The organism is Variovorax sp. GW823-FHT04B03, assembly GCF_058796495.1.
This window is the reverse complement of record NZ_JBXAIT010000008.1, coordinates 66,748-82,627: the sequence shown is the minus strand read 5'-3', so window position 1 is coordinate 82,627 and position 15,880 is coordinate 66,748. Positions and strand designations below refer to the sequence as shown.

The following is a 15,880-nucleotide window of genomic DNA, read 5'->3' as shown; positions in this document are numbered from 1 at the left end:
TGTGATCCCAGTTGAGTGTGGTTGCCGCAAGGCGGCTCGCGGCCCTGAACCCGGTCAGGGCCGCGAGGGAACGAGAGAGAACCGAAGGCCGTGGCCTGGCTTACATCCGGCAGCCGCGTGCCGGATCGGACAGGCCCTTGATGGCCGTGCTGACGAGCTTGTTTTCTTTGCCTTCCACTTTGCGCAGGTAGATGTCCTGCACCGGGTTGTGCGACTTGCTCACCGTGAAGGTGCCGCGCGGGCTGTCGATCTTCGCCTTCTCGATCGCGCCCGTGAACTCGGCCTTCTTCGAGATGTCGCCCTTGGTGGCATTCAGGCCCACGCCCAGCATCTGCGCGGCGTCGTAGCCCTGCACCGCGTACACGTCGGGCTGCAGCTTGAACGACTTGGCATACGCCACGCGGAAGGCGTTGTCGCGCGGGGTGTTCAGGCCGTCGGCGTAGTGCAGCGTGGTGAGCATGCCTTGCGCCGATTCGCCCTGCGCGTCGAGCGTGCCGTCGGTCAGGAAGCCGGGGCCGTACAGCGGGATGGTCTTGTTCAGGCCGGCGGCCTGGTAGTCCTTGACGAACTTCACCGCGCCGCCTCCCGCGAAGAAGGCGTACACCGCATCGGGCTTGGCCGCCGCGATCTCGGTCAGCAGGGCCTGGAACTCCACGTTGGGGAAGGGCAGGGTGAGCTGCTTGTCGACCTTGCCGCCGTTCTTCTCGAAGCCTTCCTTGAAGCCGTTGACCGACTCTTCGCCGGCCGCGTACTTCCAGGTGATGGTCATGACCTTCTTCTTGCCCTGCTGCTTGGCCGCCACCTCGCCCATGGCGTAGGCCGGCTGCCAGTTGCTGAACGAGCTGCGGAAGATGTTGGGCGCGCACATGGGGCCCGTCACCGCGTCGGCGCCGGCGTTGGGCACGATGAGCACGGTGCCGCTTTCCTTGGCGGCCTTGGCCATGGCCATGGCCACGCCTGAGTGCACGGTGCCCACGATCACGTCGACGTTGTCGCGCTTGATGAGCTTGTTGACGTTGTCGGTGGCCTTGGCCGGGTCGGACTCGTCGTCGACCTTGAAGTATTCGATCTCGCGGCCGGCGAGCTTGCCGCCTTGCTGTTCCACGTAGAGCTTGAAGCCGTTTTCAATGGCCACGCCCAGGGCGGTGTAGGTACCGCTGTAGGGCAGCATGAGGCCGACCTTGAGCTTTGCCGTGCCCTGTGCGCCGGCCGCGGAGGCCAGGGCGGCGAGGGCGATGGCCGTGAGCGCCAGGCGCGCGGTGCGAAGGTTCGTCATGGTGTCTGTCTCCTGTTGTTGGTGATGAAAGAAGCGGTCGCGACGATGACACGATCCGGCTGATCGCGATGCGGGGAATGCCCGCATTCAGGGATTTCGAGCAGCTCGCAAACTCCACCGACGCGCGGTGCGATGTCGCGGATCTGCGCGAGCGTGCCGTACGCGTCGTCGATGCCCTGCACCGCGAGCACGGGGCAGCGGATGGTGGCCAGCTCGGCCTCGATGTTCCAGTCGCGAAAGGGCGGGTGCAGCCAGATGCGGTTCCAGCCCCAGAAGGCCGAGTCGGCGCTGTCGTGGTAGCGGCCGAGCTTGGCGGGCAGGTCGGTGCTGCGGTAGGCGGTGCGCGCAATCTCGATGTTCGCGACGGTCTTGTCTTCCACGAAGATGTGCGGCGCGAGCACCACGAGGCCCGCGACCTTGTCCGAGAAGCGCGAGGCGTACAGCAGCGAGATCGAGCCGCCGTCGCTGTGGCCGAAGAGCCAGGGCTTCTCATCGCCGAGCTTCAGCGCGTCGAACAGCGCGGGCAGCACCTCGTGCGCCTGGCGGTGCATGAAGTCGACGTCCCAGATCTCGTCTTCGGCGCGCGGCGTGGAGCGGCCGTAGCCGGGGCGCGAGAACACGAGCCCGCGCGCGCCGGCGGCCTCGCAGACCTGGGCGGGGAAGTCCTTCCACATCGCGACGGAGCCCAGGCCCTCGTGCAGGAACACGATGAGCGGGGTGTCGGCGCCGCGCTCGGGGGCGATCCATTGGCACTCGATGCGCACGGTGCGCCCGCGCCAGTCGATGGTGGCGAAGTCGGTGGCGACCGTCGGCGTGCTCATGCCTGCTTCTCGCGTTCGCGCAGCCGGAAGCGCTGGATCTTGCCGGTGGCCGTCTTCGGCAGCTCGCTCACGAACTCCAGGAAGCGCGGGTACTTGTAAGGCGCCAGGCGCTCCTTCACGAAGGCCTTGAGTTCGTCCTCGGTGGCGGCGGCGCCGTCTTTCAGCACGACGAAGGCCTTGGTCTTCGTGAGCCCGTCGGCGTCGTCCTTGCCGATGACGGCGGCCTCGAGCACGGCGGGGTGCTGCATCAGCGTGGCCTCGACCTCGAAGGGCGAGACGTAGATGCCGCTGACCTTGAGCATGTCGTCGCTGCGCCCGGCGTACGTGAAGTAGCCGTCGGCGTCGCGCGTGTACTTGTCGCCGCTCTTGGTCCAGCCGCCCTGGAAGGTGTCGCGCGACTTCTCGCGGTTGCACCAGTACATGAGCGCCGAGCTCGGGCCGCGGATGTAGAGGTCGCCCACCTCGCCGTCGGGCACGGGGCGGCCGTCTTCGCCGCGCAGCTCGACCTCGTAGCCGTCCACCGGCTTGCCCGTGGTGCCGTAGCGCACGTCGCCGGGGCGATTGGAGATGAAGATGTGCAGCATCTCGGTCGAGCCGATGCCGTCGATGATCTCGCAGCCGAAGTGCGTCTTGAAGCGCTGTGCGATCTCGCCGGGCAGCGCCTCGCCGGCCGACGAGCACATGCGCAGCGCCACGGCCTCGCGCGCGGGCAACTTGGGCGAGGCGAGCATGCCGGCGAAGCCCGTGGGCGCGCCGAAGAACACGGTGGGCTTGTGCTCGGTCCAGCGACGGAAGGTGGCGTCGGGCGTGGGCCGCTCGGCCATCAGCACGACGGTGGCACCCACCGACAGCGGGAAGGTCAGCGCATTGCCCAGGCCGTACGCGAAGTACATCTTGGCGGCCGAGAAGCACACGTCGCCTTCGGTGAGGCCGAGCACCGGCTTGCCGTAGAGCTCGGCGGTCCACCACAGGTTGGCGTGCGTGTGCACCGTGCCCTTGGGCTTGCCGGTGGAGCCAGAGGAATAGAGCCAGAAGCCCGGGTCGTCCGACGCGGTGGGTGCCGGTGCGGGCAGGGGCTCGACGGCGGCGAGCGCGGCTTCGAACGCCTGCGCGCCTTCGGGCAGCGGGCCCGTCGGTTGCGACACGAACAGCGTCTGCACTTCATGGCCGCCGCGCGCCATCGCATCTTGCAAGGTCGGCAGCAGCGCGCCCGACACCAGCACCGCCTGCGCGCGGCTGTGGTCGAGCATGTAAGCGTAGTCGTCGGGCGTGAGCAGCGTGTTCACGGCCACGGGCACGATGCCCGCGTAGAGGCAGCCCAGGAAGCTCACGGGCCAGTCGTTGCCGTCGAGCATGAGCAGCAACACGCGCTCTTCGCGGCGGATGCCCGCGGCCTTCAGCGCGGCGGCCAGGCGGCGCGCGCGGTCTTCGAGCTGGCCGTAGCCCAGCGTGCCGCGGTCGTCGATGTAGGCGGTGCGTGCGGCGCGGCCGCGGTTGAGGGCGAACAGGTGTTCGGCAAAGTTGAATCGTGCGGGCAGGCTGCTGTTCATCGTGTGTCTCCTTGGGGCCTGTGCGTGGCGCTAGAGGCCGAGCGCGGCGAGCACGCCGGGGCTCGCCTGCACCGCGCTCCTGCGGTGATAGAAATCGAGCGCGCGCAGGCCGCCCAGTTCGGCGCCGCCGCCCGCGCGGCCGGGGCCGCCGTGCATCGACATCGGCATCACGTTGCCGTGGCCGGTGTGGGCTTGCGCGACCTCGGGCGTGATGACGTGCACGCGGCCATGGCTCGGTGCGACCGACAGCGCGGCCTGGGCCAGCGCGGCATCGTCGCTGCCGTAGAGCGAGGTGACGAGCGAGCCCTGGCCCCGGTGCGCGAGCGCGATGCCGTGCGCGAGGTCGTTGTAGGGCAGCAGCGTGGCGACCGGGCCGAACACCTCCACGTCGTGCACGCGCTGCGCCGCATCGGCGTCGCGCGCGCCCAGCAGTACGGGGCCGATGCAGGCGGCCACGGCCGGGTCGGCGTCGATGAGGGGCTTGTTACTGCTGTCGTGCAGCACGGTGGTCTGCGCGGCCAGCGCGTCGAGGCCGTCGCGCACGGCGTTCAGCTGCGCGCGGCTCACGAGCGAGCCCATGCGCACGCTCTCGTTGCGCGGGTTGCCGACGGTCACGCCCGCGAGCTTCGCGCCGATGGCTTCGGCGGCGGCGTCGTACACCTCGGCCGGCACGAGGATGCGGCGGATGGCGGTGCACTTCTGGCCCGACTTGACCGTCATCTCGCGCACCACTTCGCGCACGAGCAGGTTGAAGGCCTCGCTGCCGGGCGCGGCGCCGGGCAGCAGCAGGGCGCTGTTGAGGCTGTCGGCCTCGATGTTCACGCGCACCGAGCGCTCGGCCACGGCCGGGTGCGAACGGATGATGGCGGCCGTCTCGGCCGAGCCGGTGAACGAGACCACGTCGAAGGGCTGGAGCTGGTCCATCAGGCCGGCCGAGCTGCCGCAGATGACCGACAGCGCGCCGGCCGGCAGCACGCCCGCATCGACCACGTCTTTCACCATGCGCTGCGTGAGCCAGGCGGTGGCCGTGGCGGGCTTCACGATCACGGGCACGCCCGACAGCAGCGCGGGCGCGGCCTTTTCCCACAGGCCCCACGACGGGAAGTTGAAGGCGTTGATGAACAGCGCCACGCCGTGCGTCGGCACCTGCAGGTGCTGCGACTGGAACACGGGCTCCTTGCCGAGCTTCACAGGATCGCCGTCGCGCAGCGCGCGCACGTCGCCGAGCGCATCGCCCCACTTCGCGTACTGGCCGAGCGTGAAGATCGCGCCGTCGATGTCGACGGCGGAGTCGTTCTTCACCGTGCCGCAGTTCGCGGTGGCGATCTCGTAGTACGCGTCGCGGTTGGCCTGCAGCACCTTCACGAGGGCGGCGAGCAGGCCGGCGCGCTGGCGATAGGTGAGGGCGCGCAGCGCGCGGCCGCCTTGTTCGCGCGCAAAGGCAAAGGCCTCGGGCAGGTCGAGGCCGGTGGCGTCGACGCGCGCGAGTTCGGTGCCGAGCACCGGGTCGAACAGGGGCGTGCCGGCGCCCGTGCCGCATTGCCAGCGGCCGGCGACGTGGTTGGCGAGAAGGTCGGTCATGAAGTGAACTTGATCTGCCCCTCGGGCAGCAGGTAGAGGACGAGCGCGCGGCCCTGGGCCACGGTCGGGCGGTGTGCGGTGCCGGGCCCGTAGACGCACCAGCCCGCGGGCCGGCCGTCGAAGGTGGCGGCGGGGGTGTCGTCCAGCGGCATGATCAGGTCGATCTCGCCGTTGGGATGCGTGTGGTGCGGGCCGGCGAGGTCCTGCATGTCGACCACGTCGACCGAGAAGCGGTGCAGCGCGTCCTCGGCCTTGAAGACCCGGCCGTACTTGATGCCGCCGCCTTCGCGATCGCACAGCCAGCCTTCGGCGACGCCGCCGATGCAGGCCTGGCGCAGTTGCGCAAAACGGGCGCTGCCGGCGCCGTGGGTGGCGTTGAGCCACTGGTCGAGCGTGTCGTCCAGCGGCTGGCCGGCGATCTCGGCGGTCAGGTCGGCGATCAGCTGGTGAAATGCCGCCTTGCCGGTGGCGGGCGTGGGGGTGTCGGACATCGTGGGCCTCGAACGGATGAACTATCGACTTCTTGCAGGAAGTCTGCGTGTGCAGTATCTTGCGTGTGATCGAACAATAAGCAGCGAGACAACAGGTGTCAAGCAATATAGTGCATCTATGGTGTTTACCCTGAGCGCGCACAATCCCGGCGAAGAACGAGGAATGGCATGAACGAGCATGTAGACGCGGTGCTGGCCACCGCGCCCGAGGGCGGCACCGGCAACCACGGCGCCGCCGTGGCCGGGGAGGCCAAGAACCCATTGCTGGTGGCACTGGGCGACCGCGTGCGCAACCTGCGCGCGCAGCGCGGCCTCACGCGCAAGGCGGTGGCCCTGTCGGCCGACGTGTCGGAGCGCCACCTGGCGAACCTGGAATACGGCATCGGCAACGCATCGATCCTGGTGCTGCAGCAGGTGGCCGGGGCGCTGCACTGCTCGCTGGCCGAGCTGGTGGGCGACGTGACGACCAGCTCGCCCGAGTGGCTGCTGATCCGCGAACTGCTGGAGCACCGCAGCGAGGCCGACCTGCGCCGCGTGCGCGTGGCGCTCGGCGAGATGCTGGGCACGGCCTCGGTCGACCCGGCGCGGCACCGGCGCATCGCGCTCGTGGGGCTGCGCGGCGCGGGCAAGTCGACGCTGGGCCAGATGCTGGCCGAAGACCTCGAAATTCCGTTCATCGAACTGAGCCGCGAGATCGAGAAGCTCGCGGGCTGCAGCGTGCGCGAAATCCACGACCTGTACGGCACCAACGCCTACCGCCGCTACGAGCGCCGCGCGCTGGAAGAAGCGGTGCAGATCTACAGCGAGGTGGTCATTGCCACGCCCGGCGGCATCGTGTCCGACCCGGCCACCTTCAACGAGCTGCTGGCCCACTGCACCACCGTGTGGCTGCAGGCCGCGCCCGAGGAGCACATGGGCCGCGTGGCCGCGCAGGGCGACACCCGCCCGATGGCGGCCAGCAAGGAGGCCATGGAAGACCTGCGGCGCATCCTGAACGGGCGCGCCGCTTTCTATTCGAAGGCTGATCTGTCGGTCGATACCAGTGGGAAGACCTTGCCGCAGAGCTTCCAGGCCTTGCGCGCGGTCGCCCGGCAGTCGATGGGGCTGGGCTGAGTTTCTTGCTGTTGGCGTTGGGGCGCTCGCTGTTCAGGGCGACGCTCCCGCCGACGGGGTACCTTGCTCCGCGAATGTCCCCCGGCCTGCGGCCTCCTCCTTGATTTCGCTGCGCAAGGCACCCCATCGGCGTGAGCGTTTCAGAGCAGTTGTTGATCGGCCGTGAACCGACCGCGTGCCCCCGTGCGCAGGGCACTGGGTGCTTCCCGCAGCGAAATTAAGGAGGAGGGCGAAGCCCGGGGGACATTCGCGGAGGGAAGTACCCGGTGTCCTGCGCACGCCCCCTGATCCCTTGTCCGCCTGAAATCTGAAAAAAAGCACAACAGGCATTGACTTGCCTGTTTGCATGCAGCATGATGCATGTCATCGGAACAAGGAAGTGCATTATTATTCCTGTTCACGGTTTTCTGAACACAGCCCCACAGGAGACTTCCGCATGACCGACACCACGCTCCAGGCGCCCCAGCGCGTCGACTACCGCATCGAACCCGCCCAGTACCGCCACTGGTCGCTGAGCTTCGACGGCGCCATTGCGCGCCTCACGCTCGACATCGCGGAAGACGGCGGCATCCGCCCCGGCTACAAGCTCAAGCTCAACAGCTACGACCTGGGCGTGGACATCGAGCTGAACGACGCGCTCAACCGCATCCGCTTCGAGCATCCCGAAGTGCGCAGCGTGATCGTCACCAGCGGCAAGGACCGCATCTTCTGTTCGGGCGCCAACATCTTCATGCTGGGCGTTTCCAGCCACGCCTGGAAGGTGAACTTCTGCAAGTTCACCAACGAGACGCGCAACGGCATGGAAGACACCTCCAAGCACTCGGGCCTGAAGTTCCTCGCGGCCGTGAACGGTGCCTGCGCCGGCGGCGGCTACGAACTGGCACTGGCCTGCGACGAGATCCTGCTGGTCGACGACCGCTCTTCTTCCGTCTCGCTGCCCGAAGTGCCCCTGCTCGGCGTGCTGCCCGGCACCGGCGGCCTGACCCGCGTGACCGACAAGCGCCACGTGCGCCACGACCTCGCCGACATCTTCTGCACCAGCGTCGAAGGCGTGCGCGGCCAGCGCGCGGTCGACTGGCGCCTGGTCGATGCCGTGGCCAAGCCCGCGCAGTTCCCGGCCGCCGTGCAGGAACGCGCCACGCAACTCGCCGCCGGCAGCGACCGCCCCGCTGGCGCCAAGGGCGTGGCCCTGACCCGCGTCGAGCGCACCGACAGCGCCGACGGCATCGCGTACGCCAACGTCAACGTGCAGATCGATCGCAGCAAGCGCACCGCGACGATCACCGTGAAGGCACCCACCGGCGCGCAGCCGGCCGACATCGCCGCCATCGAAGCCGCGGGCGCCGCCTGGTGGCCGCTGGCCGTGTGCCGCGAGCTCGACGACGCCATCCTCAACCTGCGCACCAACGAACTCGACGTCGGCACCTGGCTGCTCAAGACCGAAGGCGACGCCGCCGCCGTGCTCGCATCGGATGCCGTGATGTTCGCGAACAAGGACCACTGGCTGGTGCGCGAGACCATCGGCGGCCTGCGCCGCACGCTGGCGCGCCTCGATGTGTCGTCGCGCAGCCTGTTCGCGCTGGTCGAGGCCGGCTCGTGCTTCGCCGGCACGCTGGCCGAGCTGGCCTTTGCGGCCGACCGCACCTACATGCTCGCGCTGCCCGACGACGCCGCGCGCGCACCGAAGCTCACGCTCAACGAATTCAACTTCGGCTTCTTCCCGATGGTGAACGACCAGAGCCGCCTGCAGCGCCGCTTCTATGAAGAGGCCGCACCGCTCGAAGCCGCGCGCGCCGCCGCCGGCCAGGCGCTCGACGCCGACGAAGCCGTGAAGCTCGGCCTCGTCACCGCCGCGCCCGACGACATCGACTGGGACGACGAGATCCGCATCGCCATCGAAGAGCGCGCCGCCATGTCGCCCGACGCACTCACCGGCCTCGAAGCCAACCTGCGCTTCGCCAGCAAGGAGAACATGGCCACCCGCATCTTCGGCCGCCTCACGGCCTGGCAGAACTGGATCTTCAACCGCCCCAACGCCGTCGGCGAGAAGGGCGCGCTGAAGGTCTACGGCACCGGCCAGAAAGCCGGCTTCGACCTGAACCGCGTTTGAGCACAGAGCAGTCCGCACAACCCAAGGAACAACGATGAGCACGATCAACTACAGCGAGAAGATCCCCAACAACGTCAACCTCGGCGAAGACCGCACGCTGCAGCGCGCGCTCGAAGGCTGGCAGCCCAACTTCATCAACTGGTGGGACGACGTGGGCCCCGAAGGCTCGACCAACCACGAGGTGTACCTGCGCACCGCCGTGAGCGTCGACCCGCAAGGCTGGGCGCAGTTCGGCCACGTGAAGATGCGCGACTACCGCTGGGGCATCTTCCTGAACCCGGGCGATGCCAACCGCGAAGTGCACTTCGGCGACCACAAGGGCGAGAAGGTCTGGCAGGACGTGCCCGGCGAACACCGCGCCAACCTGCGCCGCATCATCGTCACGCAGGGCGACACCGAGCCCGCGTCGGTCGAGCAGCAGCGCCACCTGGGCCTCACGGCGCCGTCGATGTACGACCTGCGCAACCTGTTCCAGATCAACGTCGAAGAAGGCCGCCACCTGTGGGCCATGGTCTACCTGCTGCAGAAGCACTTCGGCCGCGATGGCCGCGAAGAGGCCGACGCGCTGTTGCAGCGCACCTCGGGCGACGCCAACAACCCGCGCATCCTGGGCGCCTTCAACGAGAAGACGCCCGACTGGCTCGCGTTCTTCATGTTCACCTACTTCACCGACCGCGACGGCAAGTTCCAGCTGGCCGCGCTGGCCGAAAGCGCGTTCGACCCGCTGGCGCGCACCACGAAGTTCATGCTGACCGAAGAGGCGCACCACATGTTCGTGGGCGAGAGCGGCGTGTCGCGCGTCATCGCACGCACTGCGCAGGTGATGAACGAGCTCAAGACCGACGACGCGCAGAAGATCCGCGCCGCAGGCTGCATCGACCTGGGCACCATCCAGCGCTACCTGAACTTCCACTACTCGGTGACCATCGACCTGTTCGGCGCCGACCAGTCGAGCAACGCCGCCATCTTCTACAGCTCGGGCCTGAAGGGCCGCTACGAAGAAGGCAAGCGCGACGACGATCACGTGCTCAAGGGCCAGACCTACAAGGTGCTCGAAGTGAAGGACGGCCAGCTCGTCGAGAAGGACGTGCCGATGCTCAACGCCCTGAACGAAGTGCTGCGCGATGACTTCATCAAGGACTCGGTGGCCGGCGTCGGCCGCTGGAACAAGGTGCTCGAGAAGGCCGGCATCCCCACCCGCCTGGTCGTGCCGCACAAGGCCTTCAACCGCCAGATCGGCGCCCTCGCCGGCATCAAGATGTCGCCCGAAGGCCGCGTGGTGAACGACATCGAATGGGCCGCCAAGCGCGACGAATGGCTGCCGAGTTCCGAAGACTTCGCTTTCGTGGCATCGTTGATGGGCCGCGTGATCGAGCCGGGCAAATTCGCAGGCTGGATCTCGCCGCCGGTGATGGGCATCAATCGCCAGCCGGTGGATTTCGAGTACGTGCGTTTCGGCTGAGCGTCTGGATATGAAGCCCTCGTCCCCACGGCGAGGGCATGGAGAACAACATGGACATGGTCGTTGAAGCCGGGGTCATCAAGCAGCACCTGATCGACCCCGAGATCTGCATCCGCTGCAACACCTGCGAGGCGACCTGCCCCGTGAACGCGATCACGCACGACGACAACAACTATGTCGTGCGTGCGGACGTCTGCAATGGCTGCATGGCCTGCATCTCGCCGTGCCCCACGGGCTCGATCGACAACTGGCGCACCATGCCGCTGGTGCGTGCGTACACCATCGAAGAACAGCTCACGTGGGAAGAGCTCCCCGCCGAGCTCTCGCCCGAAGAACTCGAGGCGGCGGGCGTGTCCGGCGCTGCCGCCGAGGCCGCGGAAGTGCCTGCCCAGACGCAGGCCCAGGCCGCCGTGCAGGGCACCGAGCCCGCCTTCAATTCCGCGCAGTACGGCGCCAGCGTGCCGCCCTGGTCGGCCGCGCACGCCTACACCAATCTCTTTCCGCCGAAGACGCCGACCACCGCCACCGTGGTGGGCAACTTCAACTGCACCGAGGCCGGCTTCGACAGCGAGACCCACCACATCGTGCTCGACTTCGGCGTGGTGCCGTTCCCCGTGCTCGAGGGCCAGTCGATCGGCATCGTGCCCCCGGGCGTCGATGCCATCGGCAAGCGCCACCATGCGCGCCAGTATTCGGTGGCCAGCCCGCGCAACGGCGAGCGGCCCGGCTACAACAACGTCTCGCTCACCGTGAAGCGCGTCACCGAGGACCACGAGGGCGATCCGGTGCGCGGCGTGTGCTCCAACTACGTGTGCGACCTCAAGGTGGGCGACACGGTGCAGGTGGTGGGGCCCTTCGGCGCATCGTTCCTGATGCCGAACCACCCCAAGTCGCACATCGTGATGATCTGCACCGGCACCGGCAGCGCGCCCATGCGCGCCATGACCGAATGGCGCCGGCGCCTGCGCAAGAGCGGCAAGTTCGAAGGCGGCAAGCTCATGCTGTTCTTCGGCGCGCGCACGCAGCAGGAGCTGCCGTACTTCGGCCCGCTGCAATCGCTGCCGAAAGACTTCATCGACATCAACTTCGCGTTCTCGCGCACGCCGGGCCAACCCAAGCGCTACGTGCAGGACCTGATGCGCGAACGCGCCGCCGACCTGGCCGCGCTGCTGAAAGACGGCGCCAGCCACTTCTACGTGTGCGGCCTCAAGAGCATGGAAGAGGGCGTGGTGCTCGCACTGCGTGACGTGGCGAAGGAAGCGGGGCTCGACTGGGACACCGTCGGTGCGCAACTCAAGCGCGAAGGCCGCCTGCACCTCGAAACGTACTAAGCTGCGGCGGATGCAGTTCGCCGACTTCCATGCAGGCCAGGTCATCGAGGCCGGGCCTTATGTGCTCACCGAAGCCGAGCTCGTGCAGTTCGCGCGGGCCTACGATCCGCAGTGGTTCCACACCGACGCCGAGGCGGCGGCAGGCAGCCCCTTCGGCGGGCTCATCGCGAGCGGCTGGCACACCTGCTCGATCGCGATGCGGCTGGTGGTCGAGGCGGCGCTGGCCGGTTCCGAATCGTTCGCGTCGCCCGGGCTCGAGCACGTGCGCTGGCCGAACCCCGTGCGACCCGGCGATGCGCTGCGGCTCGTGGCCGACGTGATCGAGGTGCGTCGCTCCGAAAAGCGCCCCACGCTCGGCATCCTGCGCTGGCGCTGGCGGTTGTTCAACCAGCGTGCGCTGGTGGTGCTCGACACCGAAGTCACCAGCCTCTTCAAGCTGCCTGCCCCCGACCTCTGAACGACACAAGCCCGCAACGCTTTAGCGCTGCGGGCTTGATTACTTGCGGAGCGATGCGCTGCAACAGCCGCGTCCGGCCGCTGCAACCATGCGGCGTGCGACTTACTTCTTGTGCAAGTCGACCGCGCCCGAGCCCTGCGCCTTGCCGCTCGCCTTGGCGCCGGCCGTGGCCGGTTTCACGGCGCCAGCGGCACCGGTCGCGCTGTTCACGGTGCTGCCCACGGTGTTGGTCACACCGCCGACGGCTTGCGTCGCGCCGCCCACGGCGCCGGTGGCACCGCCGACCGCACCCGTGGCCGTGCCGAGCACGCCACCGACGGCATTGCCCACGCCGCCGGTCGCGCCGGAGGTGGAGGTGTCCGCGTTGGCATCGGCCGACGCACCGGTCTGCGTGCGTGCGCCTGCGGCGCCGCCTTGTGGCGTCGCGCCGGTGCTGCCCGAGGCCTTCACATCGGCGTTGACCCCCACGCCGACCCCGACGCCTTGCGCCTGGGCCGTCCCGCCGAGGGCCAGCAGGCCCGCCAGCATGGCGCCGATGAAGATGCGGTTGGTTGCATGTGTAGTCATGAGTGACAGTTCCTTTCGTTGCTGAGTCACGGTTTGCAGAACCGACCGGGGTTCGATCGATTCGGGGGCAACCATGACGGGCCGGCAGGTTGTCGCCATGTGCGGCGCGTTCGCTCGACGCTGTGGGAATCGGCCGTCGGCGGAATCGGGGGCTCGTGCGTTAGGGCGGCGTTTGCAAATCCCCGCCCGATCCGGGGTTTCTTGGCGCGATGCGCCACGTCATCGAAAACATGCAACTCATAATGTTGCATGAAACGAGACGGCAAGCTTTCCGGTGTGCTCCACGTGCTGCTGCACATGGCCGAGCTGGACGCCCCCATCACCTCCGAGGCGCTCGCCGCGGCGATGCAGACCAACCCCGTGGTCGTGCGCCGGCTCATGGCGGGCCTGCGGCAGGCCGGCTTCGTGAGTTCGGCGAAGGGGCATGGCGGCGGCTGGGTGCTGTCGTGTTCGTTGAGTTCGGTGACGCTGGGCGACATCCACAACGCCGTCGGCGCGCCCGCGCTGCTGGCCATGGGCAACCGCACCGAGAGCCCGGGCTGCATCGTCGAGCAGGCGGTGAACGCGGCGCTCGACGGCGCCTGCCAGGAAGCCGCGGCGCTGCTGCTGCGGCGGCTCAACGGGATCACGCTGGCCGATCTCTCCAGGGACTTTCATCGCCGCATGACGGGCGGCGGCTTCACCGCGAAGGACATCGCACATGCGCCATGACGCACTCATCGTGGGCGGCAGCTTTGCCGGCCTCTCCGCCGCCATGCAACTGGCGCGCGCACGCAGGAAGGTCTGCGTGGTCGACGCGGGCGCGCCGCGCAACCGCTTCGCCGCGGCCTCGCATGGCTTCTTCGGGCAGGACGGCATGGCGCCGCTGCAGATGATTGCCGATGCGCGCGACAAGCTGCTCGCCTATCCGTCGGTCACCTTCGTCGAAGGCACGGCGACTGCAGCGACGGCCGATGGCGCGGAGGGCTTCACGGTCTCGTTGAACAGCGGGGAACAGTTGTCGACGCGCAAGCTGCTGCTGGCCTTCGGCGTGCAGGACGGCCTGCCGGACATCGCGGGCCTCGGCGAGCGCTGGGGAAAGAGCGTGCTGCACTGTCCTTACTGCCATGGCTACGAGTTCGGTGATCGCCCGCTGGGCGTGCTCTTTCACAGCGCGCACCCGCCGGACCACGCGCTGCTGATCGCCGAGTGGGGCCCGACCACGCTCTTCCTGAATGGTGAGGAAGGGCCAGATGCCGAGGCACGCGCCCGGCTGCAATCACGCGGCGTGACCGTGGAGCCCGGGCGCATCGCCGGCCTCGAAGGGCAGGGGACGGACCTCGCGGCCGTGTGCCTGGACGACGGCCGGCACGTGCCGATCGAGGCGCTGTTCGTAGCGCCGCACACGCGCCCGACCAGTCCGCTGGCCGAGCAGCTGGGCTGCGCGTTCGACGACGGCCCCACGGGCCCGGTGCTGCGCGTCGACGCGATGAAGACGACCACGGTGCCCGGCGTGTACGCGGCGGGCGATGTGGCGATGGCTTTTTCCAACGCCACGCTGGCTTCGGCCGACGGGCTGTTCGCCGGGGTGTCGATGCACCGCGCGCTGGTGTTCGGCGCCTGATTTCAAATTTTTTCGGGGGAAGATGGCAAACCGCCTCAAACCACCCTATAATCTGAGGCTCACGCGGGAATAGCTCAGTTGGTAGAGCGCAACCTTGCCAAGGTTGAGGTCGAGAGTTCGAGACTCTTTTCCCGCTCCAAATCGCATGAAAAGGCCACCTCACCAGGTGGCCTTTTTCATTGGCGCGTCGCTTTCAACCTCGCGCCGGCAGCACGGTCCCCCGGCTCTCGCCGAAACCGATGCGCGCATGGCCGGGCTTCTCGCACCAGCCGCGCAGCAGCACCGCATCCCCGTCTTCCAGGAAACCGCGCGTTTCGCCGTTGGCGAGCGTCACCGGCGTTTGCGCCGCGCGGGTCAGCTCGATGATCGCGCCGGCCTCGCCCTCGCCAGGGCCCGAGATGGTGCCGCTGCCGAACAGGTCGCCCGGGTTCAGGCTGCAGCCGCCCACCGTGTGGTGCGCCACCATCTGCGCAATGCTCCAGTACTGATGCCGGAAGCTCGTGCCCGACAGGCGCGACGGCCCGGTCTTCTGCTCGCGCGCCTTTTCGCTTTCGAGCCACACCTCGAGCCGGATGTCGAGTGCGCCGCCGTCGCGGTTCGCGCTGCCTTCCAGGTACGCCAGCGGTTGCGGCTCGTTCGCGGGCCGCGTCCACGCCTGACGGTAGGGCGCCAGCGCTTCCATCGTCACGATCCATGGCGAGATCGTGGTGGCGAAGTTCTTCGCAAGGAAGGGCCCGAGCGGCGCCATCTCCCAGAACTGGATGTCGCGCGCCGACCAGTCGTTGAGCAGGCAGAGACCGAAGATGTGGTCTTCCGCGCGCGCGAGCGGAATCGCCTCGCCCTGCGCATTGCCCTGGCCGATCCACACGCCCAGCTCCAGCTCGTAGTCGAGCCGCGCGCAGGCCTGGTAGGTCGGCGCCTTCGCGCCGGGCGCCATGGCCTGGCCCATCGGCCGGTGAAAGCGCTGGCCGCTCACGCCGATGGTGGACACGCGCCCGTGGTACGCGGTCGGCACCCAGCGGAAGTTGGGCGTGACGTCGCCGTCGGGGTTCATCAGGCGGCTGATGTTCAGCGCGTGGTCGATCGAGGTGTAGAAGTCGGTGTAGTCGCCGATGCGCGCGGGCACGGTGTATTCGACCTCGGCCTGCGGCACGAGGCAGCCGCGCAGGTCGTCTGCGGTCGCGGCCCGCGCATCGCTGTGCAGCAGCGCGAAGACCGCATGGCGCAGCGCCTGCCAGGCGGGCGGGCCGAGCGCGAAGAAATCGTTCAGCGCGGGCAGGGCGGCGGCGCGCGCCGCATCGAGCGCCAGGCCGTCGACGTGCGAGCCCGCGGCCAGCGCCGCGAGGTCGAGCACCTGGTCGCCGATGGCCACGCCGCCGCGAAACGGCTCGGGGCTGCCGGTGCGGCGGAACATCGCGTACGGCAGGTTCTGGATCGGAAAGTCGCTGCCCGCGACGTTGGCCGAAGCGACCCAGCTGCGGGCGCCAACGTCGTGCGTGTGGTTGAGTCCGTTCATGT

The 15,880-nt window shown here is 68.5% G+C and carries 14 protein-coding genes and 1 tRNA gene; 8 read left to right on the top strand and 7 right to left on the bottom strand.

The window, feature by feature from the left end; genetic code table 11:
• Positions 1 to 100: 100 nt before the first annotated feature.
• From AC1RAD_RS29385 to AC1RAD_RS29365, 5 genes are read right to left on the bottom strand one after another with little or no spacing between them, the layout of a single operon-like run.
• Positions 101 to 1,276, bottom strand: a complete 1,176-nt coding sequence (locus AC1RAD_RS29385) for an ABC transporter substrate-binding protein (RefSeq protein ID WP_062470303.1) — start codon at positions 1,274 to 1,276, stop codon at positions 101 to 103.
• Positions 1,273 to 2,097: an alpha/beta fold hydrolase gene (locus AC1RAD_RS29380; RefSeq protein ID WP_492738646.1), complete on the bottom strand. Its 825-nt coding sequence runs from the start codon at positions 2,095 to 2,097 to the stop codon at positions 1,273 to 1,275. The genes AC1RAD_RS29385 and AC1RAD_RS29380 overlap by 4 nt, the downstream gene beginning before the upstream one ends.
• Complete coding sequence (locus AC1RAD_RS29375) at positions 2,094 to 3,647, bottom strand: benzoate-CoA ligase family protein (RefSeq protein WP_492738644.1); 1,554 nt, start codon at positions 3,645 to 3,647, stop codon at positions 2,094 to 2,096. Before AC1RAD_RS29375 ends, AC1RAD_RS29380 begins: the two co-directional genes overlap by 4 nt.
• 30 nt (positions 3,648 to 3,677) lie before the next feature.
• Positions 3,678 to 5,228 carry a 3,4-dehydroadipyl-CoA semialdehyde dehydrogenase gene (locus AC1RAD_RS29370; protein ID WP_492738642.1) on the bottom strand — a complete coding sequence of 517 codons (1,551 nt, stop codon included), beginning with the start codon at positions 5,226 to 5,228 and terminating at the stop codon, positions 3,678 to 3,680.
• Positions 5,225 to 5,719, bottom strand: coding sequence for a 4-hydroxylaminobenzoate lyase (locus tag AC1RAD_RS29365; RefSeq protein WP_492738640.1), 495 nt, complete (start codon positions 5,717 to 5,719; stop codon positions 5,225 to 5,227). Before AC1RAD_RS29365 ends, AC1RAD_RS29370 begins: the two co-directional genes overlap by 4 nt.
• 168 nt (positions 5,720 to 5,887) lie before the next feature.
• On the opposite strand from AC1RAD_RS29365, the gene AC1RAD_RS29360 reads away from it, so the two are divergent.
• The 5 genes from AC1RAD_RS29360 (at position 5,888) to AC1RAD_RS29340 (ending at position 12,192) form a co-directional block, all read left to right on the top strand.
• Positions 5,888 to 6,832 carry a helix-turn-helix transcriptional regulator gene (locus tag AC1RAD_RS29360; protein ID WP_492738639.1) on the top strand — a complete coding sequence of 315 codons (945 nt, stop codon included), beginning with the start codon at positions 5,888 to 5,890 and terminating at the stop codon, positions 6,830 to 6,832.
• 436 nt (positions 6,833 to 7,268) lie between these two features.
• Complete coding sequence (boxC, locus tag AC1RAD_RS29355; RefSeq protein WP_307696802.1) at positions 7,269 to 8,942, top strand: 2,3-epoxybenzoyl-CoA dihydrolase; 1,674 nt, start codon at positions 7,269 to 7,271, stop codon at positions 8,940 to 8,942.
• A gap of 34 nt (positions 8,943 to 8,976) precedes the next feature.
• Positions 8,977 to 10,404 (top strand): benzoyl-CoA 2,3-epoxidase subunit BoxB, encoded by a 1,428-nt coding sequence (boxB, locus tag AC1RAD_RS29350; protein ID WP_062470322.1) that lies wholly within the window; start codon positions 8,977 to 8,979, stop codon positions 10,402 to 10,404.
• Between the two features lie 50 nt (positions 10,405 to 10,454).
• The gene (boxA, locus tag AC1RAD_RS29345; RefSeq protein ID WP_062470507.1) at positions 10,455 to 11,735 is read left to right on the top strand and encodes a benzoyl-CoA 2,3-epoxidase subunit BoxA; all 1,281 of its coding nucleotides are present in this window, start codon (positions 10,455 to 10,457) and stop codon (positions 11,733 to 11,735) included.
• Positions 11,736 to 11,745: 10 nt separating this feature from the next.
• Positions 11,746 to 12,192, top strand: coding sequence for a MaoC family dehydratase (locus AC1RAD_RS29340; protein ID WP_062470325.1), 447 nt, complete (start codon positions 11,746 to 11,748; stop codon positions 12,190 to 12,192).
• Between the two features lie 102 nt (positions 12,193 to 12,294).
• On the opposite strand, the gene AC1RAD_RS29335 is transcribed toward AC1RAD_RS29340, so the two are convergent.
• A complete protein-coding gene (locus tag AC1RAD_RS29335; protein ID WP_492738637.1) occupies positions 12,295 to 12,759 on the bottom strand; it encodes an adhesin in 465 nt (154 codons plus the stop codon).
• A 249-nt stretch (positions 12,760 to 13,008) separates the two neighbouring features.
• Between AC1RAD_RS29335 and AC1RAD_RS29330 the strand changes: the two genes are divergently transcribed.
• The 3 genes from AC1RAD_RS29330 (at position 13,009) to AC1RAD_RS29320 (ending at position 14,501) form a co-directional block, all read left to right on the top strand.
• Entirely contained in the window at positions 13,009 to 13,470 is a 462-nt protein-coding gene (locus tag AC1RAD_RS29330; protein ID WP_492738635.1) for an Rrf2 family transcriptional regulator, read from the top strand.
• The gene (locus tag AC1RAD_RS29325) at positions 13,460 to 14,362 is read left to right on the top strand and encodes an NAD(P)/FAD-dependent oxidoreductase (protein WP_492738633.1); all 903 of its coding nucleotides are present in this window, start codon (positions 13,460 to 13,462) and stop codon (positions 14,360 to 14,362) included. Before AC1RAD_RS29330 ends, AC1RAD_RS29325 begins: the two co-directional genes overlap by 11 nt.
• 63 nt (positions 14,363 to 14,425) lie before the next feature.
• Positions 14,426 to 14,501 (top strand) — tRNA-Gly (locus AC1RAD_RS29320).
• A gap of 54 nt (positions 14,502 to 14,555) precedes the next feature.
• Here AC1RAD_RS29320 and fahA read toward each other — a convergent pair.
• Complete coding sequence (gene fahA / locus AC1RAD_RS29315) at positions 14,556 to 15,878, bottom strand: fumarylacetoacetase (RefSeq protein WP_492738631.1); 1,323 nt, start codon at positions 15,876 to 15,878, stop codon at positions 14,556 to 14,558.
• Positions 15,879 to 15,880: the final 2 nt, after the last annotated feature.